Annotated in this window: 26 protein-coding genes; 10 read left to right on the top strand and 16 right to left on the bottom strand. The window is 54.2% G+C overall.

Annotation, left to right across the window (positions count from 1 at the left end):
- Positions 1 to 82 precede the first annotated feature (82 nt).
- The gene (locus tag HMPREF0733_RS04715) at positions 83 to 1147 is read left to right on the top strand and encodes a zinc-dependent alcohol dehydrogenase family protein (RefSeq protein ID WP_004006357.1); all 1065 of its coding nucleotides are present in this window, start codon (positions 83 to 85) and stop codon (positions 1145 to 1147) included.
- Positions 1148 to 1357: 210 nt separating this feature from the next.
- Here HMPREF0733_RS04715 and HMPREF0733_RS04710 read toward each other — a convergent pair whose 3' ends face one another.
- The 15 genes from HMPREF0733_RS04710 to HMPREF0733_RS04640 all read right to left on the bottom strand — a co-directional run bounded on the left by HMPREF0733_RS04710 (position 1358) and on the right by HMPREF0733_RS04640 (position 13545).
- Positions 1358 to 1939, bottom strand: coding sequence for a hypothetical protein (locus HMPREF0733_RS04710; protein WP_013398225.1), 582 nt, complete (start codon positions 1937 to 1939; stop codon positions 1358 to 1360).
- A gap of 289 nt (positions 1940 to 2228) precedes the next feature.
- The gene (locus tag HMPREF0733_RS04705; protein ID WP_013398224.1) at positions 2229 to 2609 is read right to left on the bottom strand and encodes a hypothetical protein; all 381 of its coding nucleotides are present in this window, start codon (positions 2607 to 2609) and stop codon (positions 2229 to 2231) included.
- A 105-nt stretch (positions 2610 to 2714) separates the two neighbouring features.
- Positions 2715 to 3239, bottom strand: coding sequence for a hypothetical protein (locus HMPREF0733_RS04700; protein ID WP_013398223.1), 525 nt, complete (start codon positions 3237 to 3239; stop codon positions 2715 to 2717).
- Positions 3240 to 3342: 103 nt separating this feature from the next.
- Positions 3343 to 3858, bottom strand: a complete 516-nt coding sequence (locus tag HMPREF0733_RS04695) for a hypothetical protein (RefSeq protein ID WP_013398222.1) — start codon at positions 3856 to 3858, stop codon at positions 3343 to 3345.
- A 71-nt stretch (positions 3859 to 3929) separates the two neighbouring features.
- Positions 3930 to 4400, bottom strand: coding sequence for a lysozyme family protein (locus HMPREF0733_RS04690; RefSeq protein ID WP_013398221.1), 471 nt, complete (start codon positions 4398 to 4400; stop codon positions 3930 to 3932).
- A gap of 110 nt (positions 4401 to 4510) precedes the next feature.
- The gene (locus tag HMPREF0733_RS04685; protein ID WP_041321655.1) at positions 4511 to 4867 is read right to left on the bottom strand and encodes a hypothetical protein; all 357 of its coding nucleotides are present in this window, start codon (positions 4865 to 4867) and stop codon (positions 4511 to 4513) included.
- 63 nt (positions 4868 to 4930) lie between these two features.
- On the bottom strand, positions 4931 to 5464 hold the full coding sequence (locus HMPREF0733_RS04680; RefSeq protein ID WP_041321908.1) for a hypothetical protein: 534 nt from the start codon (positions 5462 to 5464) through the stop codon (positions 4931 to 4933).
- 82 nt (positions 5465 to 5546) lie between these two features.
- Entirely contained in the window at positions 5547 to 6053 is a 507-nt protein-coding gene (locus HMPREF0733_RS04675; RefSeq protein WP_041321654.1) for a peptidoglycan-binding domain-containing protein, read from the bottom strand.
- Between the two features lie 132 nt (positions 6054 to 6185).
- Positions 6186 to 6740 (bottom strand): hypothetical protein, encoded by a 555-nt coding sequence (locus HMPREF0733_RS04670; RefSeq protein ID WP_041321653.1) that lies wholly within the window; start codon positions 6738 to 6740, stop codon positions 6186 to 6188.
- An 86-nt stretch (positions 6741 to 6826) separates the two neighbouring features.
- Positions 6827 to 7351, bottom strand: a complete 525-nt coding sequence (locus HMPREF0733_RS04665) for a peptidoglycan-binding domain-containing protein (protein ID WP_013398216.1) — start codon at positions 7349 to 7351, stop codon at positions 6827 to 6829.
- A 625-nt stretch (positions 7352 to 7976) separates the two neighbouring features.
- The gene (locus HMPREF0733_RS04660; protein ID WP_013398214.1) at positions 7977 to 8489 is read right to left on the bottom strand and encodes an LURP-one-related/scramblase family protein; all 513 of its coding nucleotides are present in this window, start codon (positions 8487 to 8489) and stop codon (positions 7977 to 7979) included.
- 161 nt (positions 8490 to 8650) lie between these two features.
- The gene (locus HMPREF0733_RS04655; RefSeq protein ID WP_013398213.1) at positions 8651 to 9409 is read right to left on the bottom strand and encodes a uracil phosphoribosyltransferase; all 759 of its coding nucleotides are present in this window, start codon (positions 9407 to 9409) and stop codon (positions 8651 to 8653) included.
- Complete coding sequence (locus HMPREF0733_RS04650) at positions 9406 to 10095, bottom strand: hypothetical protein (RefSeq protein WP_013398212.1); 690 nt, start codon at positions 10093 to 10095, stop codon at positions 9406 to 9408. The genes HMPREF0733_RS04655 and HMPREF0733_RS04650 overlap by 4 nt, the downstream gene beginning before the upstream one ends.
- Before the next feature lie 170 nt (positions 10096 to 10265).
- A complete protein-coding gene (locus HMPREF0733_RS04645; RefSeq protein WP_244864847.1) occupies positions 10266 to 11660 on the bottom strand; it encodes a CoA-disulfide reductase in 1395 nt (464 codons plus the stop codon).
- Positions 11661 to 11979: 319 nt separating this feature from the next.
- The gene (locus HMPREF0733_RS04640) at positions 11980 to 13545 is read right to left on the bottom strand and encodes an MFS transporter (RefSeq protein WP_049775456.1); all 1566 of its coding nucleotides are present in this window, start codon (positions 13543 to 13545) and stop codon (positions 11980 to 11982) included.
- A gap of 193 nt (positions 13546 to 13738) precedes the next feature.
- On the opposite strand from HMPREF0733_RS04640, the gene HMPREF0733_RS04635 reads away from it, so the two are divergent.
- Positions 13739 to 14329, top strand: a complete 591-nt coding sequence (locus tag HMPREF0733_RS04635; RefSeq protein ID WP_041321906.1) for a TetR/AcrR family transcriptional regulator — start codon at positions 13739 to 13741, stop codon at positions 14327 to 14329.
- A gap of 120 nt (positions 14330 to 14449) precedes the next feature.
- On the opposite strand, the gene HMPREF0733_RS04630 is transcribed toward HMPREF0733_RS04635, so the two are convergent.
- Positions 14450 to 14935, bottom strand: coding sequence for an SRPBCC family protein (locus tag HMPREF0733_RS04630; RefSeq protein ID WP_013398208.1), 486 nt, complete (start codon positions 14933 to 14935; stop codon positions 14450 to 14452).
- Between the two features lie 186 nt (positions 14936 to 15121).
- Between HMPREF0733_RS04630 and HMPREF0733_RS04625 the strand changes: the two genes are divergently transcribed.
- The 8 genes from HMPREF0733_RS04625 (at position 15122) to HMPREF0733_RS04590 (ending at position 24538) form a co-directional block, all read left to right on the top strand.
- A complete protein-coding gene (locus HMPREF0733_RS04625) occupies positions 15122 to 15445 on the top strand; it encodes a putative quinol monooxygenase (protein ID WP_013398207.1) in 324 nt (107 codons plus the stop codon).
- A gap of 129 nt (positions 15446 to 15574) precedes the next feature.
- Positions 15575 to 16378 carry an NUDIX hydrolase gene (locus tag HMPREF0733_RS04620; protein WP_004006338.1) on the top strand — a complete coding sequence of 268 codons (804 nt, stop codon included), beginning with the start codon at positions 15575 to 15577 and terminating at the stop codon, positions 16376 to 16378.
- Positions 16379 to 16870: 492 nt separating this feature from the next.
- Positions 16871 to 17443 (top strand): MmpS family transport accessory protein, encoded by a 573-nt coding sequence (locus HMPREF0733_RS04615; protein WP_244864845.1) that lies wholly within the window; start codon positions 16871 to 16873, stop codon positions 17441 to 17443.
- Between the two features lie 99 nt (positions 17444 to 17542).
- Entirely contained in the window at positions 17543 to 18022 is a 480-nt protein-coding gene (locus HMPREF0733_RS04610; protein WP_013398205.1) for a hypothetical protein, read from the top strand.
- 238 nt (positions 18023 to 18260) lie between these two features.
- Positions 18261 to 18863 carry a class I SAM-dependent methyltransferase gene (locus tag HMPREF0733_RS04605; RefSeq protein WP_244864843.1) on the top strand — a complete coding sequence of 201 codons (603 nt, stop codon included), beginning with the start codon at positions 18261 to 18263 and terminating at the stop codon, positions 18861 to 18863.
- 310 nt (positions 18864 to 19173) lie between these two features.
- Positions 19174 to 20952 carry an ABC-F family ATP-binding cassette domain-containing protein gene (locus HMPREF0733_RS04600; protein WP_013398203.1) on the top strand — a complete coding sequence of 593 codons (1779 nt, stop codon included), beginning with the start codon at positions 19174 to 19176 and terminating at the stop codon, positions 20950 to 20952.
- Positions 20946 to 22805 (top strand): ABC transporter ATP-binding protein, encoded by a 1860-nt coding sequence (locus HMPREF0733_RS04595; RefSeq protein ID WP_041321651.1) that lies wholly within the window; start codon positions 20946 to 20948, stop codon positions 22803 to 22805. The genes HMPREF0733_RS04600 and HMPREF0733_RS04595 overlap by 7 nt, the downstream gene beginning before the upstream one ends.
- On the top strand, positions 22799 to 24538 hold the full coding sequence (locus HMPREF0733_RS04590) for an ABC transporter ATP-binding protein (RefSeq protein WP_013398201.1): 1740 nt from the start codon (positions 22799 to 22801) through the stop codon (positions 24536 to 24538). Before HMPREF0733_RS04595 ends, HMPREF0733_RS04590 begins: the two co-directional genes overlap by 7 nt.
- The last annotated feature ends 119 nt before the right edge of the window (positions 24539 to 24657 follow it).

Genomic DNA, 24657 nt, shown 5'->3' with positions numbered 1-24657 from the left:
ATAAAGAACTCTTGATAGGTTAAGACTATAAGCGATGATGCTGTAGCTACAGCCCCTCATAAAATCTCAGTTAGGAGTCACCATGAAGGCAGTTGTTTACCACGGTCCAGGCAAGCGAGCTTGGGAAGAAGTTCCAGACGCCACCATCCTTGAACCCACCGACGTCATTGCTCGCGTTGATACCACCACCATCTGCGGCACCGACCTGCACATCCTCAAGGGTGACGTTCCCGAAGTTGAAGAAGGGCGCATCCTGGGCCACGAGGCTATCGGCACGATTACTGAAGTCGGCTCTGCGGTCACTGATTTGAAGGTTGGCGACCGCATCATTATTCCGGCGGTCACGAACTGCGGCAAGTGCTCATACTGTAAGGATAATAAGCCGTCGCACTGCCAGACCGTGGGCGGTGTCGGCTGGATTTTCGGGTACATGATTGACGGCACCCAGGCTGAGTATGTGCGCATTCCTTACGCCGAGACGTCGGTTCACATGGTTCCCGAGGGACTGACCGACGAAGACGTTCTCTTCCTCACGGATGCGCTTCCGACCGGTTTCGAGATGGGTATTCTCAACGGCAACACCAAGCCGGGCGATACGGTGGCTGTTATCGGCGCAGGTCCGGTGGGTCTGGGCGCAATTATGACGGCGAACCTGTGCGGTGCCGGGCGCGTGATTACCGTCGATATGGACGATAACCGCATGAACAAGGCGCTGGAACTGGGCGCAACCGATAAGGTAAACGCCGCCGATCCGGACTTTATCGAGAAAATTAAGGCCCTCTCCCCCGATGGTTTGGGCGTGGATGTGGCGATTGAGGCCGTGGGCGTGCCGCAGACCTTCGAGACCTGCACCAAGATCGTGCGCCCCTACGGCAATATTGCGAACGCGGGTGTGCACGGCAAGCCGGTCGAACTGCCGATTAACACCATGTGGATCTCGAACGTGAACATCAACATGGGTCTGGTGAACTGCAACACCGTGGGCAACCTGCTGAACATGGTGCGTTCGGGCCGCCTGAACGCAAAGGCGATGGCAACCCACTACTTCACCTTCGACCAGTTCGAGGAGGCATACGACCTGTTCGCAAATGCCGCCGAGCATAATGCGGTGAAGGTTGTTATCTCTCGCGAACCGATTAAGAAGTAGGGTGTAAGCCCCCTAAGCTAACCCCTCCGGGTTCTTTACCGTCCTTCCCGGAGGGGTTCCTTTCGCTCTCTTTCCCAGAGCCAGCCATGTTTGGGGGTGTACTGTCCGGGATCGTAAAAAGGCTCTTTATTCCAATAAAGCGGGTTTTCCCCATCTTTATTGGAATAAAGAGCCTTTTTATGCAGGAATCTGCTCACGATGAGCGTTGCTTTACCGACCCTTCGCCAGGTTTTCGAGCTTGGTCACCAGCGCATCGGTGTCTCGGGATGCGCTGCTGAGCACACGATAAATCACGCGCCTCTGTGCAGCCTGGCGCACCGCATCCTGACCTTGCGACACTCCCCCGCCAGCGCGGGTACGCTCATCAGCCAACTGTTCGGCACGCATGGCGGCGTAGTTGATCTTGGCAGCAAGCTGCATCCTGTCCCGTTCCAGCTGAACCCCAGCCCACGAGACGGGCCTGCTGGGGAACGGGCTGTTTGATTCGTCCGCTGCACCCCGAATGCGCTGCGCCTCCTGGGTCAGCTGGGTTGCGTCTACTGCGTCGCCAGCCTGTTTGTACATATCAAGCAGAATATGGAAGTTCTTCGCCTTCTCGCTGAGGTACTGCGCGTTAGTGGCCGCACCTTGAGCTTCGGGGTTCTGGCTCTGATTCGACGGGGTTGACGAAGTCTGCGCAGCGTTCGCAGCCGGAGCGGTCAGGGTCGAACCAACCGCGAGCGCGCCCGCAGCAGGAATGCCTACAGCGGCTGCGCGCAGGAATCGGCGGCGTGAAGTACCCAGTTCAGTCATATGTCCTCCTATTTATGCGGTGTTAAAACACCATGAGGTGCAGAGTCAGCGCCATTAGGATAAGCGCCAACGCCGCAACCTCATGATGCGAAACCGGTAAACCGGTTGGTAGTTTTTAACCGTAACTCACCTGAACACGTTTTTTAGTCAGGGTACGATTATGTACTACCGTGTTGTCGGGCATGTTACAGACTGTGTGCCGCTGCATTGTCTCATGCCGTCTTTCTCGTTCTTTTTTCTTAGAAGTCCACGAGCCCCAATCTCGCTTCCTCACACAATTGGCTGCGAATTATTGAAAGCGGCTGGCATTTTCACTATCAGCATCTTCAACAGCCTGAGCTTCCTGGGCTCGTTGCTGAGCTAACGTTTCGGCTTTTTGAGCAGCATCATGCAGCTGGCCGCTGATATCTTTGACAGCAGCCTCAAGGGCAGGATCATCAAATGCTGCGGCATCAAGATCGAAGCTGTCTGCTAGTTCTTTAGCCCTCTGAGCTTTTTCCTGAAGCTTCTCAGACTCTACTTTCATCTTGGCACCCAAGTCAGTCTCTGCATTCGCAGCTGGGGCCATCACCAAGTTCGCTCCCAAAGCAACCACACCGGCAGCGGGTACGCCAATGGCGGTAGTGCGCAGCAGCTTACGGCGAGAAAGATCGGAATGTTCATGCGTCATACAACCCCTCCTTTGTGGTAACAGATTCACCAGACTGTTAAACTGTGTCTCGTCTCCGCACCAACTTATGGTTCGGAGAAGATACGTTTCACGGTTTTACTACTGTTATGCAGGCTTCTCTCGCAGAGTAAGGTTAATTTCGTTCTGCAGCCCCCGGATAGCTTCCGAGGGGGCGTCCAGACGGTACTCGTCACCTCCCTTACTCAGGTTGTACCGGCTAAACAAGGAATACAGAACCGTATCAGCGAGAACCTTTGTAGGCCCGGTCGGTAAACCAGACTGAAGAAAGAGCCAGCCGCTCAGCTTCTCCATTGTTGGCGAGCCTTCCGCTTTATCATCAGCGACCCACTCCCAGCCGCCTGTAATACCAGGGCAGCGAGGCTGAAAACTTGACGGCTGTGAATTGACCACACCGTCTACGACAAGGTTAGCTTCTGGGTATAGCTTATTGAGCATGTTCTGAAGAGCCTTAGTGGTCTCTGCGCCCCAGTACCCGTCGGTTGCGATAGCATTCGCGGCTGGGGCCATCACCAGGTTTGCGCCTAAAGCAACCGCACCCGCGGCAGGCACACCAATGGCGGCGGTGCGCAGCAAAGTACGGCGAGAAAGACCAGAGCTTGTAGTGTTCATATTTCCGTTCTCCTTACCTCTTCAAGACATAAAAGTTACCTGGTACGTGATCTGGGCCATCTAGCTCCTCAGAGAGCAGCCCGGCCGAACGTTATGTGGGGATTTAGTAGTTCCCAACAGCACTATTGATTTCCTTCTGCAGCGCCTCAATAGCGGAGGAAGGCCCTTCCAAACGTCCATCCACGGGAAGCTTGTAATAGCTTTGCAGGGCTTTAATAAGATCCTGGGTAATCTTCTGATCGCCCCGAATGTTTTTAAATTCCGTCTTTTCCCCTAACCAGTAGGACACGTAGAACAGGGTAGGGGATCCCTGAGCCTGGTCATCAGAAACCCATTCCCAGCCGCCTGTGATCCCAGGGCAGGAGGACTTCATACCTGAAGGCTGGGAGCTAATCACACCATCAACCTCCAGGTTTGCGTTAAAGTACACGAGGTTCATGAAGTTCTGGATACCCTTGCTGGTCTCCGGGCCCCAATACCCGTCAATGGTAATATCTGCATTTGCTGCTGGGGCGGTCACAAGGGTCGAGCCGAAGGCAAGCATACCTGCAGCAGGCACACCAATAGCGGTGGTACGCAGCAACTTACGGCGAGAAATACCAGAATGTTCGTTCATCATTTTTATCCTCCTCACATATATAGAAATTGCGGAGAAAAATCGGGTAACCGATGTATTTTCAGTATGTTGAATTAGTCATAGGTAACCGCGATAAGCTCTGACTGAAGCTTCTTAATGGTGGGAGACTCTTCGCTCAATACCCCGTCCTGAGGGAGGTGATAACGCGCCTGAAGTGCAGATATAGTCTGCGAGCCCATGAGCCCATCCTGGGTCACTTTGAGCCAGCGCTGCAAATCTTTGATGGTTTCTGAACCGGAGGCGGCATCATCAGAAACCCAATCCCAGCCACTCGTCAGCCCAGGGTTAGCACTCGCTTGAGACGCAGGCTGACTTGAGACGATGCCATCTACCACCTCAAGCGCAGCGAGCCTCTGATACATACGTGTAGTTTCACTTCCCCAGTAACCATCAACCTCAAGCGCATTCGCACTCGTCGCGGTTACCAAGGTCGAGCCGAAAGCGAGCATACCCGCAGCGGGAACACCAATGGCGGTAGTACGCAACAACTTACGACGGGAAAGTCCGGTATTTTCGAGAGTCATAATACTCCTTCCTCAACTAAGGCTCATAAAAGGTTTGAAGCAATCTTGGCACCAGTCAAAAGCTCACAAGCCCCAATATCACTTCTTCACACAACTTAGTTGCGAATTATTTATTCAAAGAGGCTGGCGGCGTCACGATCAGCATCTTCAACAGCCTGAACTGCCTGGTCTCGTTCTTGAGCCATCGCTTCAGCCTTCTGCGCAGCATCACGCAGATCCGCAGCGGCAGAATCATTAATCGCGATGTTATCCTGGTCAAACTTATTTGCTAGATCTGTAGCGTCCCGGGCTTCTTGATGAAGCTGCTCAGATTCTGCCTGCATTGCGCCTGTCGAGTTATCGGCAATCCCTGCATTCGCCGCCGGAGCCGCTACGAAGCCAAGCGCTAGCAGGGCACCCACAATGGGGGTCACGAGCGAGGTTACGCGCATCGACTTACGAGGACGATCAAATTTACGAAGTATCATTTTTTCTCCTCAATTAGTTCGAATAGGACTGTGCACCAACTGGTGAAAGAGCAACACCGGGTTTTAACCGACGTATTGATTAATCTCATTCTGCAAAGCCTCAATAGTCGGTGATGGACTATCTAAAGTTCCATCCGCCGTCAGGCCATAATGCTCTTGTAAAAGCTTGATATGAACGCCTGTGATGCTGTAGCCAGTTACATTCCCACCCCATTCCTCAATTTTGAGGAAAAGATGTTGCCCATGAGTCCCGGATCCTAGCCACTGATACATGGCCAGCATGGTTGGGGAACCAGAGGCCTGTGCATCATCGACCCATTCCCAACCGCTGACGATACCCGAGCAGGATGGAGCCATACTTGATGGCTGAGAACTAATAACTCCATCCACCGACAACCCGGCCCCACGCACGGCATTCATAAAGCGTTGGAGCCCTGCAGAGGTTTCCTCGCCCCAGTAACCATCAACGCTAACCGCACTCGCACTTGTTGCGGTCACCAGAGTGGAGCCGAAAGCCAGCAAACTCGCGGCGGGTACGCCTACAGCAGCGGTACGCACCAGCCTGCGGCGAGAAATACCAGAATGTTCGTTCGTCATTTTATTCTCCTTCAGGATGAAAATATATGTTCGCAGAGAAGCACCAACGTGCTTTTCACGCATCATCAAATCTCACGCAGAGCTAACCGACGTACTGGCTAATCTCGTTCTGCAAAGCCTTGATAGTCTCTGAAGGTCCATCTAGGCGACCATCTGCCGTGAGACCGTAATGATTTTGCAGAGCCTTGATGGTATTGGGGCCAATCGTGCCGTCGGCCTCCACGCCACCCAGCCAACGCTGCAGGTAATAGATGGTGAAGTCGTAGCCTTGCGCTCCCCCATCGGATTCCCATTGCCATCCGCTGCCCAGCCCGGGGTTTGCGGACTGCTGCGATACAGGCTGATATTTCACGACACCGTCTTCATACCCGTATGTAGGCTGACCGAGTTCCTGCGCAAATATATTGAAGAAAAACTTTTGAAGCTGCGAGGTTGTCTCGGAACCCCAATAACCATCAGCCTCAAGCGACTGAGCAGCTGGGACGCTAACGATGCTGAACCCCAGCGCCAAAACGCCTGCGGCGGGAATGCCTATGGAGGCGGTGCGCAGCAAGCGACGACGCGAAATACCAGAATGTTCATTCGACATAGTGATACCCTCCTTTGCGTATTTTCAGGTACAGAAAGCTAGAGCTGGAAGATGTCTTCCTTGTCGGGATGATGGATATACCACTAGATGGCCGATCCACCCTCCCGACACGTGAAGAACTGTCACATTGGATTAGCCAACGTACTGGTTGATCTCCTTTTGCAAGGCCTTAATGGTCTGCGATGGAGCTGACAGAACGCCGTCGCGGGTAAGCCCATAATGGCCCTGCATGAGCTTGATGTGTGTAGGCGAAATTTGGTTATTGGACAAAGGTTCGCCCGTTTCTTGAATCAAAGACGCGCTCCCTTCTTGCGTCTTTGCCTCAAGAGTATCGTCTGGATCATGAGTCAGCCACATAAACATCAGCCCGATAGTGGGAGATCCCTTGGCCTGAGAATCTTCTACCCACTCCCAACCACCAACGATGCCGGAGCAGGAAGAAGCCATGCTCAAAGGCTGAGAGCTGATCATGCCATCAACGTCCAATCCAGCACTCAGAAAGGCATTCAGAAATTTCTGAAAACCTGTCGAGGTCTCCGAACCCCAGTAGCCGTCAACTTCAACAGCATTCGCGCTCGTTGCAGTTACCAAGGTCGAGCCGAAAGCGAGTAGACCAGCAGCAGGCACGCCAATAGCGGTAGTACGCAACAGCTTACGGCGAGAAAGTTCGGAATTTTCGAGAGTCATCAGGAATACCCTCCTTTGCGTATTTTTCTGGTGCAGGAAGTTGGAGAAGATTTCAGCACACCATAAAACCATCACCGGTAGTAGCGTTAATTATTCTTCGCTATCTCATCATTGTCTGCGCGAAGGTAATGGTTAATTTCATTCTGCAGAGCCAGAATTGTCGGCGACGGTCCATCTAGTGTTCCATCCGCTGTCAGTCCATAATGGGTTTGCAGGGCACTGATAGTCTCAGAACCAAAAATCCCGTCAGCTCCAACACCTAGCCAAGTTTGCATCGCAACTATTGTTTGGGAGCCAGATGCTTGAGCATCATCAACCCACTCCCAGCCACCAGCAAGACCGGGACATGAAGCCTGCAGACTTGACGGCTGAGAACTAATCACACCATCCACGCTCACCTGAGCATGCTGGGTAATATTTAAGAAAGTTTGGAGCCCACTGGAAGTTTTTGACCCCCACCAGCCATCAGCACCAACTAGCGCGTGATAAGCCTGCGCGCTCGGTGCGGTCACAAGGGTCGAGCCGACAGCGAGTAGACCAGCAGCAGGCACGCCAATAGCGGTAGTACGCAGCAACTTACGGCGAGAAAGTCCGGGATTTTCGAGAGTCATGTTACTTATCTTCCTTTCACATGGTGGTTGGATACGCGCACTCGCCACTGTAGAACTACAAAAAGCATTGTGGATTGCGTACTATCTGTGAACGCCTCATAAAAGAAGGCGCAGGGTTATGACATTTCCTCTTCCGAAGCGAGGATTTTATTTAGAGTGCCCAGAATATATCTGCAAGAGCTACATACCAGCAACACATCTCAAAGTGATGTTTGGTCACCTCATATAATGCATTTACTGCGTAGCGCCTTCCTGAACGCCTCTGCCCCTACCGTAGAAGCCACACAGGCGAGTTTTCAACCCTTTAAGGCTGTTTTGCCACATCGCGCAAGACAGAAGTTCATGTATTTTATGCTCTATATCAGAGTGGTCATTGTTCAAAACTTTTAAATGTCATATTTCTTATTCGGGCATGTCACATAAAAATATAACGTTATGGTTCGTAAGTCTTTATAAATGCTTCATTCTTTAAATATTTTTTCTTAGGTGTTTTAAGAAGTAAATCTCTATAAGCACGCTTTAATCCCCGCGAGTAGATAGTATTTTGGTGAGCAGATAACAATCGATTATCTGCTCACCAAAATACTATCTACTCGCGCCTCATCAAACCTGACGCATAGGGACTTTAGGATCCGTGAAAACTAATTCTAGGCCTGTTCTTCTGCCGCTGATCAGATAGATAATCAACAACGATGAGAACTGCAATAGCAAGGTCTTGAAAACGCTGGTCGTACACAGTGATCTGATATTTGTCGCGCATCTTAAACCTAGGCTTGTGAATAGCGGCGACGATACCTCCTTCAAGAACAATCTCAAAGTTACCTTCCCAGAAACTACCCCCGATCTGAAGCGGAGTCTGGTTGAGGTAGGCCTCTATGTTGAGCCCAGCGAGTTTAAACCGTTTGCGCATATACAGCTGGTCGCCAGTGGAAAAGCCAACATTGAAAACGGTACCGAGCCCAAGCTGCCGCTCCAGCGTGAACTGCACGCCGGTCTCAACATTCGTCACATTCATATTTTTGCCGAGAACCCGGTAGTTCTCATCAACTTGATATACCGTGTACCCGCCTTCGTCGGTGACGACATAGTGGTCGGTAATTTTGAAGATTTTCTGCGCCGCGTAAAGCTGCCGCATCATGCTCTCCTCTCTATGTGTTTCGGTGGTGTCGTTGGTAGCTCAACCATAGCACCGCGTATATCCTCAACAGCGGATTGTCTTCACCGTACACGTATGCCCCCAACAGAGGGAATGAGACTTTAGGCGTGGAATCGCCAAGTGCAACCGAAGGCAAAGGGATTCTAGAGCGATTCATCAGGCACCCCTTCGGATACCTCATGCTGCTTTTGTTCTGAAGATTTGTCTGTCTTCTTAATGCTATTTGTCGTGACAACAATCATTAAGATGCCCAAAATAACCTCGTAAAGGGCTACCATAACCCCCACTATTGTAAAAGAGCTCTCGGCAGATGAAGATGGATCAAGAATCCGCTCTAGCATAAACGGCACATAGGTAACCTCGGAGATCGGGGCAACAATAAGGCCGTAAATATTGGCGCCTCGTATCCACCGAAACTTGACTGATCTCCTAAACCGCATAAACGCGACAACCTGCAAGATAACGTGAATCATGTAAGGAAGTGCAATAACGGCAATAATAAACATACCCGCCAAGATAAGATCATCATATCCACTGGGCGCAGATACCAAAACGTTAATGAATACACAGACAAAAACAACCAGCATGATGAACACAGGAATAATAATTAGAATATTCTTGATAGCCTGTGCTATGAGAAGAGGCTCACGGGTGTTGGGATCTATATCAAACTGTTGTGATATGCGTTTATGAGGCTCTTCCTTTCCCTCAGCGCCCTGAAACCCCGGGGACGCCTGGGGATTCAAGGATATCTTACCGTCGGTGCCTTCTAGACCATACAGCTGTGTATATTTGGGCTCTTGACGTGCATTCTCCGGATTATTCCCCGATACACTTTGCTTTTTCACGGGAGGCTGCGGGTCATTATTATCAGCGGTTGAAAAATTCTTATCGGTGCTCATTGCTGTTCACCCTGATCTTGCTTTTGCGACCTAACGTTAACGTGCTGCCAAGGAATTTCTACAATCGGATCTTCATGATGCTTCTTCAAGGATTCTGATTCATCACCCAACTCGTGTACCCTTCCCTGAGAACCGTGTAGAGCATCGTCATATATTCGAGGTTTAGAGACAGTGACTCCCTTGTCCTGAAAATCATCCGGAGAGTTCCTCTTGATCACACTCATCGCAACGATCATAAAAATGCTCATGAATGCTTCAAGAACGCAGGCACCTATAAACCACCATAATGGTCGAACATCGGCATTTGGAGCCGTCACCTCCATCACGAACCATGTATAAAAAGCACCAATAGGCGCAACAATCATCAGGCTATAAATGTTGCTTCCTAAAATCCAAGCGATCTGAGTTTCTTTCTCTGTCCGTGACCATGCCGCAGCCTGCAAAACAAAATACAAACCAAAAGGCAAGAAAAGGATTATCCCTAGAGGATTAGAGAGCAATGGCAGTAACGGCACTACCAATATGAGCTCAAGAGCAGTCCTGATAATCTGCACAGTTATAAGGCTAGGAGGAAACAAATTCTGCTTCTCAGCCGAATCCGTTTCAGATTCTTTCTCTATCTCATGAACATCTTGAGCTTGGATCGTTCCATGCTCAGGTTTTGGAAGGTTCTCATCAATAGTCATGGCTTCACCCTAAGCTTATAGCCTGGGTATTCTGTGAAAGCTCCCTGAATATTCTCAAAAAATAATACTTTTAATTTATCTAATAATAAAAGTCTCTTTATTTACATAAAGCAAGATTTCTAACGCTTTATTAAAATAAAGAGCCTTTTTCGCACCCCGAGATATGCGTATTACTCAGGTGAACCTTCCGATGCCGATTTCGGAGAATCCGCACGTACACCTTCAGCGGCACCGTCTATGCCATACGTTTCTGCCGAGCCAGCATCCTCGGTGCCCGCATTCTTCTGTGACTTCTGCCCCTGCTCTCTGCGAACCTGAACCAGCGGAATCTGCCCGGTGCTGAGATCCTCAACCAATTCGTCAGTCAGAGTCGGGCCGTTCACCACTTGAGGCTGCGAAGCTGACGCGGAATCAGCCTCCGAGGCGTCATTCGCCGCATCGTCAGGGTGCTCGGTATAGAGGGGCACCGCATCCGTCGCCGGTTCAGCCTGCATAAGCACCCGACCCTTCTTGCGCTTGCGCCTAAAACGCTTTTTCTTGCCCGGTTTGAGTTCATGAAGCTGCACGTCAAGCCCGGATGTCGCAGTTGCCCCCGCACCCTTCGGCGGTTTACGTTCCAGAGTGTAGATAACGCGTGCAGGCTTCGGTTCCATGCCGATTTTGGCGCGCATCCAGTTGATAATGCGGTCCAGCCAGTTGTAGTCTGCGGTCGCCTCAACTACCTGGTGGTTACGTGGAATCATGCCCACCTCGCTGAGCACGCGCGGGTACTCATCAATCTCTTGAATACCCGCCATGTACATGTTCTCGCGGAACTGCTGCGCGAACTCGTGCTGCCCAATAAAGAGCAGGTCAGAGTAGGTTTTTGCGGTCAGCCGCTCGGTGTACGACTGCACGGAATCACGGCTGCCTCGTTTGGCGCCGTAGGTGTCCCAGAAATAGAAGTACACGTTATTGGCGATAATCGCCGAACGAATCTTGTTTTGCAGATACCAGAGTCCACCAACGGCGAGAAGCCCAATAATGATAATGACGAGCGAGCCAACCGGAATTGAATAGTCCACATAGTTATCGGCACTGCGGGTTACAAACATGCGGTACAAATACGCACCGAACGAGATCAGCACCGGAATACCCAGAAAAATGGTGGCTATCGGAATCCAAATAAATGCAAAAAGCCACAGAATAAGACGATAGTAAATAATGGAGTCGCCAAACCCGATGGGGGTAGGCTTTACGGGAGAATGCGCGCGTTTCATCAACAGGTTGAATAGGCGGTTATTCTCGATACCGACCTTACGCAGCTTCGATTCGAGTGACGCACGCTTGAGGAAAACCCGGTAATTTTCAAGGATCTCGCGCTGTTCGGCGGTAAGTTCATCCTCGGGCGGCAGGTCGCCAATGTCGATTCCCGCTTCCGCAAGCAATTTGCTCCACAGCTCTAGGCGGGCAAGTTCCGAGGGTTTGGCTTGGGTTTGTGATTGGTAGTTTTTATAGGAGATGAAAATGGTACTGGCGCCGATGGCGAGCGTGACCATAGGCGCCATCCAGTCTTTAATATCCACGTGGTTATCCTCCCGGCGCGCGGCGACTGTAGCGGCTGCCCTTGTGCGCATCCTAGTAGCCTGAATGCGCGTATGCGGCGGCAAAGAACGCGTAAGCTGACGCGGCACCTACTCGCTGAAGCTGGTACTTCTACCGTAACATCTGAGCTTCTTCCTGCTGCGTTCATTTGGTTTCCATGTAAAATTTCCTTCCCTGAATTATGCATTTTCTGCCGCCTTACCGGCATCTACCTCCGCGATAAAAAGAGCCTTTATGTGAATAAAGAGTATTTTTTACCGCTTTATTTACATAAAGGCTCTTTTTAGCACCGGAGTTTTTCTAGTGCTCTGCTTTCTCCAGTTCGGCGGGTGCCGAGCGGAGCATCCGGTAAGTGAAGACCGACAGCACCGCCAGAAGCACGGCGCTAAAGGTTGCGGTCACCAACACGCCCGAATCGAATGCGGCATGCGCCGAATGCAGCAGCTCGGCACTTAGATCCGAGGGAAGCTGCCCGGCAACTGCGGTCGCGCCGCCGAGGGTTTCGCCCGCCGCATGGGCCGCATCCGCATTAAGACCGGCGGGAACCATCACCTGTGCACGGTAAATTGCGGTCAGCATGCCACCGATCACCACGGTACCCAGCACGGTGCCGAACTCATAGGCGGTCTCAGAAATTGCCGACGCAGCACCCGCCTTATTCGCTGGAACGCTGGAAAGAATTAGGTCATTCGAGATGGTCTGCGCCGCACCCACGCTCAGCCCTAAGAACATGAAGGAAAGCATGAGCAGAAGGTCGTTGCGCGAACCGAAGAACACCACAAACAGGTACCCGAGGGCACCCAAGGCAAGCCCCGAAGACACAATCACCGCCGGGTGGAATCGTGAAACGAGCTTAGCGGCATACAGACCCGCAATAATGGTGCACGCCAGACCAGGAATCAGGAACAGTCCAGCCTGCATGGGAGAGTACCCCGAAACCAGCTGCAAATGCTGCGAGACGAAGAGCAGGAACCCAACATCTACGAACATAGCGAACAGGTTCGCCAGAATCCCCCCGGTAAACACGGTGTTTTTGAAGAGGCGAACATCGAGCATGGGGGTGGTTCCCGCACGCCCGCGGCGTAGCTGACGACGCACGAAGAATAAACCGAATACGGCACCAATAAGGGCGGTACTGAGCGCGAGTGCATCCACGCCCGCTTCGGAAATATGGGTGAGACCGAAGGTTATGCCGATCATGGCGATCATAATCAGTAGGATGCTCGCCATATCGAGCGGGCCGGGGTTTGGATCTTTCGATTCGGGCACGGTCATGGGTGCGAGCACGAGGAACGGTACGAGTACGGGTACCGCCATAAGGAACACCGATCCCCACCAGAAATGACTCAGCAGGAATCCGCCCACGATAGGGCCGAGCGCTGCACCAGCGGAGAAGCCGGCCGCCCACACGGCGATTGCGGTGCGGCGTTCTTTCGGGTCACGGAAGATGTTGCGAATGAGTGAGAGCGTGGCGGGCATGAGCATGGCGCCGAAGAATCCGAGTACGGCGCGGGCGATGACAAGCAGTAGAGCGGTGGGTGCGAATGCGGCGAGTGCTGAGATAACTGCAAACCCGACGGATCCGATCAGCAGGATCTTACGTCGCCCGATGCGATCCCCCAGGCTTCCCATAGGCACGAGCAGCCCGGCGAGCACGAGCGAGTATGCGTCTACGATCCAGAGTTGCTCGCTGGAGGATGGTTCGAGCGCCTGCGCGATTGAGGGTACGGCGAATGCGAGCACGGTGTTATCGACCGAGACAAGCAGCACCGGCAGCATGAGCACGGTCAGGGCAATCCACCGTTTGATTTTCTGATCGGGCGCGTGAATAGGCAGCGCCTCGGTGACGGGGTATGAGTTGTTCATCGTTGTGTTCACACGCATCTGGGAGTTTTCGGCACTTGCGGCAGATGCGCCGGGCGGCAAGTGCTCATAGTCCGCAGAGGGGTTGCTGCTAGAGGCTTTGCTTGGGGTAGTAAGGATGGGCCGCGCAGGCAACCACGGACACACTAACTATACCAACTAGACGGTAAAGTTTCTAATCCGTAAAATGGTGATTATGACTACCCCAGCCAGCGCATCCGAACCCCGTGCGACCCGCGCCAACAACTCGCGCGAGCAGATCTTAGACGCTTATGAACATCTGCTGGTACAGGCCGGTGAACGTGCCGCCACCCTTGATGCGGTCGCCGCCCAAGCGAAAGTTTCTAAGGGCGGCCTGCTCTATCATTTCGGCTCGAAAAAGGCGCTCTTCCAAGCGCTTTTAGACCGCACCCGCACCTACGCAGACGAAGACCTTGAGAAGATGCGCGCCGCACCCGAAGGGGCCAGCGCCTATTACATCAACACCTCAACCTTTCAGGGCACCCCATTCGATATATGCCTGGTTGCCCTCTCGCGGCTGGCGCAGGATAAGAACCCAGCGGCACGCGAACTCATGGATGAGATTCAGGGGCAGTGGTATGAGCTGATTCGCGCGGAGATTGGGGACGATAAGATGGCGCGCACCGTGCTTCTGCTGGGGGACGGCATGTATTACAGCGCGGCGTTTGCGGGAGGCATGGCGAACCCGGCGGCGCGCAAACGTATCAAGGTCGATCGGGATATTCTGCTGGATGCGCTCGACATTCTCAGGCGCGCGGCGCAGTAATGTTCGTATCGGCGGTATAACACCGCGAGCAGATAATATTTCGACGAGCAGATAACGGATTGCTATCTTTTCGTCGAAATACTATCTGCTCGCAGGGAAGAAGCAGGCAAGAAACAGCCTCTACCCCTCGAAGGTGCGATGCAGTTTCGCCAGCGACAGCGCAATATTACGGCGGTTACGCGCGAACGCACCAACCGTACGGAATACGGGCACAGCAGGGATAAACCCAAAAATTTTCGCTTCGGAAGCATCCCAGGTTTCACGCACGGTCACGGTGCCGTCGTGGTTATCTGCGATCTCCCAGGTCCAGTAGTGGTCGGCAGGCATGCGCCAAGAGAGGATCTGGTTCTTCTCGGCGCGCACGACCGTGGGAGACATACGGTATGGGATGCCCAGGAACATTTTTTCGGTGAAGGTATCGCCTTCGCGCAGTTCGGGGGTGTCGCCGGATATCAGTCCGCGCACCGAACCGCCGCCGTCAAGCTCGGTATGGCGGGCGGGGTCGGCAATTAGGGCGTACACATCACTCGCCGCCGCCCGCAGAGTAGTTTCGGCGGAGATCATGGCGGGGTCAGTCTCAAGGAACTTTATCTGCGCAGTAGTCATACCTTTAACCCTACGCCCGTGAACACCCCACGACTAGCCGCGAGCAGGTGGTTTTTAGCCCGAGCAGGTTGGAAAATCTACCTTGTCGGCGGAATCCAACCTACTCTCACGTTAGAGCCTCTGACCGCACGAGCGCATCCTGTGAAAGAATAGAAGTGTTCCGTATCTTGCGTATTAGGAGTCGTCATGATTTTTATTGTTGTGAAATTTCCCGTCAAGCCCGAATACGCCGAAAAATGGCTGGATTTAACCCGCGACTTCACCGAGGCAACCCGTGCCGAACCCGGCAACAAGTGGTTTGAGTGGTCGCGCAGCGTTGAGGATCCGAACGAGTTCGTGCTGGTAGAGGCGTTCGAGGACGACGGCGCGGCGGCTCATGTGAACTCCGCGCATTTCGCCCAAGCCATAACCGATATGCGCCCGGCTCTGCGCGAGACTCCGAAGATTATCTCCCGCCAGATCGACGGTGACGGTTGGGACGCTATGGGCGAGCTGAACATCGAGAATTAGCCGCTTTACCTCAAGAGTCCAACCATGCAGCGCGTGTATCCGCCGGATGCGCGCGCCGTAAGTCGTGTAACGCCGTTTTTACCCTTAAAATGGTTATAGGGCACACAAAAATAAGTACAGGAGTCATGGATGAACTCATCACCACATTACGCAGCTGAGGTCCCCGAAGAACACGAGGCCGACCACAGTTCGGTTTCGTTAGCGGTTTCTACCGTGATTCTTGCATTACGCCACAAAAAGAATAGTGCGCGCCCAAGTCTTTGGCTGCCGCTGGTGCGCCGCTTGCGCGAACCTTATAAGGGACAGTGGGCGCTTCCCGGCGGTCCCTTGCAGTCCCAGCAGTCTCTAGAGCAGGCGGCGGGGTACACGCTCAAGCGCGCGACCGGTCTTGAGCCTGGGTACCTTGAGCAGCTGTATGCGTTCGGTGATGTTTTGCGTGCCCCGGAGGCACGTGCGGCGCGCATCAACGGCACGCCGGTTCCGGCGCCTGGGGCGGATCATGAGCGCGTGGTTTCGGTGGTTTATTGGGCCTCGATCCCGGCGACTGAGGTTTCACAGACTCGCGTGCACGAAAATATTCGCTGGTTCCCGGTAGATGAGCTTCCCGAGCTGGCTTTCGACCACAACGAGATTGTGGAGTACGCCCTGTACCGCCTGCAGAATAAGGTCGAATATTCGCGTATTGCGCACTCATTCTTGGGCGATGAGTTCACGTTGGCACAGCTGCGTGAGGTGTACGAGGCAATTCTCGGTCGCCCGCTGGATCCCGCGAATTTCCGCCGCCAGATTGCAGCCTCAAAGTCGATTATTGATACCGGGCGGCGCATTGAAGGTACCCGCCACCGCCCGCCGCGCCTATACCGTTACAACACGGCGCAGGCTTATGCGGATGCCGGCCCGCTGGGCATGTACCGCGAGCGCCGCGAGTCTTAGACGAGTTCCGGGAACGGCAAGCTGCGTCGCTCAGGAGTCGTTATTTTGATCGCGTGGAGTACTGGTGCCACGTTCAAAAACTTGGAATACTCAGACACTCTAAATCCGGGGGTGTTTTCTTCATACGGGAGCAGTAAAGTGCTATCGCATGAAGAAAACGCTCCCTTTTTTGTACTCTCCACGTCATTACGTCTCGGTTAGCAGAAAATCCTGCACTAAGGACCCTTGCTACTATGGCAAATCCTGCGGCGATTGATAGCGAAGAACTCTCAGACATTAAATTTTGATGTCTACACATAAATAACAGAGCCAGACATGAAAAGTTTTCATGTGAGCTTCTTACTAAAGCACGGTGTCAAGACAAGTTCAGCGTTATATCAGCTTTTTCAGACATAAAATCCTCATATCAGACATGAAAAATTTTTCTTGATGAATAATTTTCGTAGATGGAGTATTATATTTTTGTTCTCTGCGTAGAACAGGAATACACCAATGGAAGGTAGTTATTACAGTAACCAACCTCCACTCAACAAACCTAACAAGACAGGCACCTACGCACTCATAGGCTGCCTGGGATGTGCCGGACTATTGGCACTTGTCCTTGTCATTGTTGGAGTATTAGCTGTCATTGGCGCATCGTCTCCTAGCAAGTCAACATCGACAAGCCCCACCGCTGTCGCTTCTTCTCACATGCCCGAAGAAGCAGCCTCAGGCAGCACCGCCGCGCAACCTCCCACTAAACAAAAGAAAGAAGAACCGCCACAAGACACTCACACAACCACAAAGAAAAATACACGTAGTGTGACCATCGAAGTAACCGCGTCAGGCTCGGGACAGGTTTCCTATGGAGCCTCAGGTTCTTTCAATACAGCAAAATTTGAAGACTCGTGGTCATACACCGAAGAAATTGGCAAGAGAGATTATTACAGCGTTTCCGTTAGTGGAGACATTTTCAATTCTGATGATTCACAGGTCGTCACATGCAAACTCATGATTGACGGCAAAGTTAAATCAGAGAAAAGTGCCACCGGTAAATACGGTCACGCTTCTTGCTCTACACTGTAAAAACCAAATAAACATACTCATCACGCAGAGATCTATAATTACTGCGGTACCAATGGCCGGTGCCGTTATCACTCAGATCACTTACAAAGGAAAACACTGATGTCTCAACCTCCAGTACCTCAATACCTTGTGCCCGCACCCAAGAAAAAACCTATATGGCCCTGGTTTCTTGGTGGCGGCTGCCTGATCATTCTTCTTATTTTCGCAGGATGCTCAGCGCTAGTTTTTGCTGGCGCAAAATCTGCGTCAGATTCCATTAGTTCTGCGTCAGCTCATGCAGACGAAGATATCAAAGTTGAGCTAGTAGCAACCTCCACTGGTAAAGGGCATGTGACCTACGGACCATCCCTCTCAAGCTCCACCAGCAGCGCAGATTTCGAGAACGAGTGGAAACAAGAAGCAGAGACTAAGCGCAAAGATGGTTATAGCCTTGACGTTAGCTCCTTCGATGAAGGCGTAGAAGTAACATGCAAAATCATCGTTAACGGCGAAGTTAAAGATGAGCAGAAAGCTACAGGAGATGGCTACTCCAGCGCACATTGCAATCTCTCTGCCGATTTTGGGTATGGAGACAAGTAACCGAAAATACCTGAAACCAGCTACCAGGAGCTTAATTAGTAAGCAACAGTAGCTTATGATGGAACAGAGCTCCGGCATCTTTGAAGGTGCCGGAGTTCGATTTTTATGAGAGTTCGAGCAGAGCTTACGAGGCACTTTGTCCAAAGTCAGCCTCCCGCCAGCAGGCACGGATATGTAAATATAAAGCTATCTGCGTATATACGCGTTCTGCAGCCTCAATATGGAAAGGGATCGCCTAATGACAGTCAGCAGCAGGTATGGGGCGCGGGCGGCAGAATATTGTGAGGCGCTGGGGTCACTCGATCAGATGGAACCGACTGATATTGCCTTGATCAAGTCGTGGGGCGCATCCGTGCCAGGCAGTATTCTTGATGCCGGATGCGGCCCCGGGCATTGGGCGCGCCTGCTCGCCTCCGCAGACCGGCTCGTCACAGGCATAGATGTAACTCCCGAATTTATTGCCCATGCCCGCGCCGCCTCTAGCGCCCCAAATCTTAACTTCGAGGTCATGGATATGGCACACACGCCTTATACTGACGGGTCTTTTGCGGGAATTCTTGCCTGGTATTCGCTCATTCACACGCCGCCAGCTCACCTTACCGGCACACTCACCGAGTTCTATCGGCTGTTGATTCCGGGAGGAAGCCTTCTTCTGGGGATGTTTCTGGGCGAACACGGTTTGCCCTTCGCACACGCCGTGACAACCGCCTATTATGTGAGCGTTCCAGAGTTTTCCGCACTGTGCGAGAAGGCTGGGTTTACGGTGAAAGAAGTTCACACCCGCAGCACCGGAAGGCACCGCGACCACCTGGCGATAGTGGCGTGCAAGCCAAAAGATTAATGCGCCCCATGATTGACAGGCGCTATCGCCACTCCCTACACTAGAGGTTATCCGGGTCACATTCCGGATTGTTCCTATCTATTCCACCGAGGCGCACGGAAGCGCATCGGCACACGAGGAGGCACCAGCACATGAACAGCTCCCGAGCATAGCCCGGATCAAAATACCAGGTCAGAGCGCTTTTATGTGCCCACCCCACTACCCGGGCTTACGTGTATCTAAACACCGTGCTCGGGTTTTTTCATGCCCTCACACCTAACGCGCGCTGCGCTGCCGGGGACCCGAGCACCTACTCGAAGGGACTCGGCCCATGCCACGCTACATTACATTCGACCATATTTCGTATGCGCATCCGGGTGAACCCCCGCTTTTCACCGACCTCTCCGCCGTATTTTCCGCGCCGCTCACCGGGCTTATCGGCGATAACGGCACCGGAAAAACTACCCTCTTCAGGCTTATTCTTGGCGAGATAAAGCCTAGTCATGGCACAATTAGCACCCCACCGCGCATAGCGTACCTGCCGCAAGATTTGGGGTTGAGCGAGCATCAGCATCTTGCCGATATTTTTGGAATTACAAAAATTCTGCGAGCGCTTGATGCGCTGGAATCGGGCGACTACTCCCCCAGCCTTTATGACACCATCGGCGACGCCTGGGATATTGAAGAACGCACCCTTGCGACCCTTGCCGAGCACGGTTTTAGTCCTGCGCGCACCACGGATGCCGCCGACCCGCACGCCATTCGCGACCTTCTGATGCGCCCCCTTAGCACTTTTTCGGGCGGCCAGACGGTCACTGCCGCCCTCGCCGCGCTTCTGCGCTCGAACCCCGAGTTTATTCTGCTGGATGAGCCCACAAATAACCTGGATTCCGCCGCGAAGAATCGGCTTTTCACGGCTCTTGAAACCCTCACCTGCCCGGCGCTCATCATCAGCCACGACCGAGACCTGCTCGCGCATATGAACGCGATCGCCGAGCTGCACGCCGACCGTGAGGGGCGGGCGCATCTGCGCACATATGAGGGCAACTACAACACCTACCGGGCGGTGCGGAAGGCCGAGGAGAGCGCCGTGCATCGCCGCGTGAATGAGGCGAAAAATGAGGCGCGCAAGGCTGAACGCGAGCGCGTCGAAAACCAGATTAAGCTCGATCGCAACGTTCGGCGAGGCCGCGATTTTGAGCGGTCGAAGCGGAAACCTGGCCTGGCGATGGGCCTGGATAAGAACAGTTCAGAGCGCTCTGCTGGAAAACTTCGCACGGCACATGAAAGCATGGTGGCGGATGCGCGTGCGGCAGTTAGTGAAGCCCAAGAGAACCTGCGCATGCAGGAGCGTATCTACCTGGAACTTGCTCAGGATGCACTCCCGGCGGGGCGGAAGGTACTGGAATTACAGCGGGTGGGGAAAGACTCTTGCGCGTCTGCGCAACAGAGTGCCGAATTTAAGAATGCGCACACCCAAAATACTGTTTCACATGAAACACAACCTTATGGAGTTGATTATTCGTCCCGCAGCCAAGACTTTCCCGAGGCTCTTACCCTGACCGGGCCCGAGCATTTGCGCATCACGGGAGCAAACGGCAGCGGCAAGACCGTGCTTCTCAACGCGATAGCGCACGCGAACAAGCCCGGATACCACTCTCCCGTGCCGCCCGCTTACCGGGTGCTCTACCGCCTGGGCAACGCCGCGTATCTGCCGCAGCGCATCACGCTTGACCCTGAACGCACCCTCCTTGAAACCGTGCAGCGGGCGAACCCGGGGGCAAGCGAACAGCATCTTCGCGACCAACTGGCGCGGCTGTTGTTCAGGCGCGAGAGCGTGCATCAGCATATTGGGGAGCTTTCCGGGGGTGAGCGTTTTCGTGCCGCGCTGGCGACGGTTCTGCTCACCGACCCGGTGCCGCAGCTTCTTCTGTTGGATGAGCCCACGAATAACCTAGATATTTCGTCGGTGGATTGGCTGGTGCAGGCGCTCGATGCCTACACCGGCGCGCTCATCGTCGTTAGCCACGACGAGGATTTTTGCGAGCGCATCCGCCTCGACCGCACACTCAGCCTTTCGGCAAAAACCCTCAGGGAGGCACCGTGCTAAACATTCTTCGTTCCATCCCGTGGGCGTTCCGCATGACCCTTCACACGGCGTCCGTTCCCTTCCTTGCCGCGGTTTGTACGACCCTGCTTCTCACGTTCATGCCGAGTGCGCAGGTGGTACTGGTGAATGCTGCGGTGGGTTCGGTGGCCTCCGGCGATACTGCAACATCACTCACCTGGGCCGCGGTAATCGGCGTCCTCGTGGCGGCGTACCTTCTGGTGCAGCGGGCAAGCATGTCGCTCTTCATCATGACGAAGGCGCGCGTGAATGCCGCCGCGCATCAGAAGCTCAATACCACCCTGGCGCGGGTGAATCCCGGGGTGATGAGTGAACCCGAGATGCAGAAGCATCTTCGTGCAGCCCGTGAATCTCTTACGAAGCAGGAGATTCCCACGCAGGCAAATTCCGTGGTGACTCTCTGTGCCGCCGTGGCGATGGTTCTGCTGCTGTGCGCGACAATTGCAGGTACGAGCCTTCCGGCTGCGTTCTTTGTGGCGGGGTGCATGGTTCCGCTGTCCGCCGCGATGGTTCTGCTGGCGAAGCGTGACTACCGCATCTACGGGCAGGTGTATGAGGACCGCCGTGAAGAGGCATATTTTCTGGATGCGCTCACCCACCCCAGCACAGCCCGCGAGATCGCGACCCTAGGGGCCGGTGGTTTCTTCGCCGACGGTGTGGCGCGGGCACGAGATCGTGCCACCGGGCGGGAATATCATCTGGAGGCGGTGCGCAGCATCGTGGTGGGGTTCGCCGGGTTCATCTGCTCGGTGTTGCTGATGGGTGCGCTCTACTGCCTGATCGGTTCTGGGGCGAGCGCGGGCGAGATTGCCGGTGCGCTGGTGGGCACGCTCACCTGTATCGCGGCCACCCAGGATGTTGGCTACGCCTTCGGGCAAGTCTCGAACGGGGCGATGTCGATTGCCCAGTATCGCGCGTTTGTGGATAATCCGCGCTACGTGCTTGCTTCAGAGACAACGCATCATAATCCGCCCGCAACCGGTGATTCTCTGAGCGAGATCACTGTACGCAATTTGAGCGTCACCTATCCCGGGGCGGATGCACCAACGTTGCACCGCGTGAACCTGCATATAAAACGCGGGCAGATGGTGGCTTTGGTCGGTGCCAGTGGCGCGGGGAAAACTACGCTGGTGCGCGGACTTCTCGGACTGACTCCCACTACCGCGGGCAGCGTGCTCTTCGACGATACTCCGGTCGAGTCGCTAAGCGTGCAGCAGGTTTTTAAGCACACCACCCTGCTCAGCCAGGACTACGGGCGGTACGAGCTGACCGTGCGGGAAAACCTGCTGTTGGGCACTCATGCGCAGGGCCAGGAACCGCCAAACAATCAGTGTCTCTGGGATGCGCTCGAAAAGGCCCGCGCCGCCGAATTCGTGCAGACTCTACCTGCCGGTTTAGACACACAGCTGGGTGAACAGTGGGGCGGGGTCGGGCTATCGGGCGGGCAATGGCAGCGTTTAGCATTGGCGCGTCTGATCCTGCGTAACACTGCCCTGTGGATTCTGGACGAACCAACCAGCGCTATCGATGCCCACGCCGAAGAGCAGATTTTCGCTGCCCTGCGTAAAGTTGCGGCGGATCATATGACGATTCTGGTCTCACATCGAGCCTGGACTCTCAAACACGCGGATGTCATTCATGTGGTGGATCACGGAACCATCGTCGAATCAGGAACCTACGCCGAACTATTAGGCGCTGGCGGGCGGTTCGCCGAAATTTTCGCCTCACAGATAGAGGATGCGCCGGAACACACGTCGTCGGACTTGCCGGTTGCTGACGGCGCCGAATCCGCAGACGACACCGAGTTCACGAAAGAAGGGACACCATCGTGTTAAAAACGATTAGACAAACTCTCTGGGCCCTGCGGTATGCGCTGCGGGCGCATCCTATTCTTGTATTCAGCTCGTTCACTCTTCTCACAGTGCTCTCGTTTCTGCCCAGCGTACAGATGTTCCTCATAGCCGCAATCACCGACTCGCTCAGCACCGGGGATACGCACACTGCACTCACGTGGGCGGGCGTAATCGGGGGCGTGCTGGCGGGTAACCTTGCCCTGCAGCAAGTGTCTAATTCGCTGGATATGTCACTGCGGGCGGGTATGGCGCAAACAGGTATTCGGGCGATCGCCCGCAGGCTCGCCTCCCTCACCCCCGAACAGATTTCGCGCGGCTCATTTTCGCAGCGCTCGCGTGTCGCTCAGGATGCGGTCGCCAACGGTCACCTGCACACCCAAGTAACCAGCACCGGCGTACTTCTCTTCACGTTTCTTATGGTGGGTTCGCTCTGCGTCATGGTGGCTCGCGTCAGCTCTGCGGCAGCGGTATGCCTTCTGCTCTGCCTGATTCCGGTGGCGTTCGTGGCGGGGCTGTACACGCGGCGCAACGAGCATGCCTGGGACAGCATTTATACGCATAACCACCGGGCCTGGTACGCTACCAACCAAATAGCCTACCCGAATACCGCCGAAGAACTTTCGACCCTGAAAGCAGGCTGGTTCTTTGCGGCACGGGCTAACCGGCAACGCGGGCTGGCCGCTGACGAAGAGGTGAAACTTACCGCATATGCCCTGCGTTTGCAGGTAATATCGGGGGTAATGTGCGCGGTATTCCTGGTGGGTGTGCTAGGTTTTCTGGTGTCCTCCGGGGCGAGCGCGGGTATCATCTCTGGTGCGATAGTGGGCGCACTTTCCGCCATGATGTCGCTGACTGCAGTGAGTCACGATATGAGCTCGCTCGGCGCCGGGGCTAACGGAATTACACGGTATCGAGAGTTCCTGGAGGGCTCCGAAAATCCTTTCCGCAAGGCGGTCACTACCCTTGATGCGCCGCTTAGCCGCGTGCGCATCGAGAACCTGTCCATCACCTACCCCAACGCTGAAAAACCCGCGGTGCGCGGGGTATCCTTCGAGATTGAGCGCGGCCAAACAGTCGCGCTCGTAGGGGCAAACGGTGTGGGCAAGACCACGCTAGTACATGGGATTCTGGGCATGCTTGCCGCTCACGAGGGGCGTGTTCTTTTCGACAACACCCCGGTGAATGCTCTATATCCCGCCGAACGGCACCGACTGGCGACTATTCTCACCCAGGATTTTGGACGCTACGAGCTGACGGTTCGGCAGAACCTCCTCATGGGGATTTCCGGGCGCTCTGTAACCGACGAGCAGCTGTGGGACGCACTCGGAAAGGCCCGCGCCACCGAGTTTGTGCGTGCCCTGCCGGAAGGTTTGGACACACAGCTGGGTGAGCAGTGGGGCGGCGTTGGGCTATCGGGCGGGCAATGGCAGCGGCTCGCGCTTGCACGTCTGATTCTGCGCAATACCGACCTGTGGATTCTGGACGAACCTACCAGCGCGATTGATGCCGAAACGGAGGAGGATATTTTTGCCTCCCTGCATGAGGTTTCGGCGGGACACATGACGATTTTGGTCTCGCATCGCGCCTGGACCCTCCGCCACGCCGATCGTATTTATGTGATGGATGCGGGCGCAATCGTCGAATCCGGCACTTACACCGAGTTGATGGCGCGCGACTCCTATTTCGCCCGGCTCTTCGCCTCACAGACGGGGTGATTACTCAGGCGTCTCAACCGCCGCTCCCGGAACGGCAGGGGCGGTTGAGACGCTGAGGGACGTTATTCCGAGCACGCGAGGAACCCAATAACATTCCGAAGCTGGCTAAGTAACGAGCC

The organism is Rothia dentocariosa ATCC 17931 (assembly GCF_000164695.2).
GTDB lineage: Bacteria > Actinomycetota > Actinomycetes > Actinomycetales > Micrococcaceae > Rothia > Rothia dentocariosa.
Note: the sequence above shows the minus strand (reverse complement) of the source record. Positions and strands in the feature narration are given on the sequence as shown.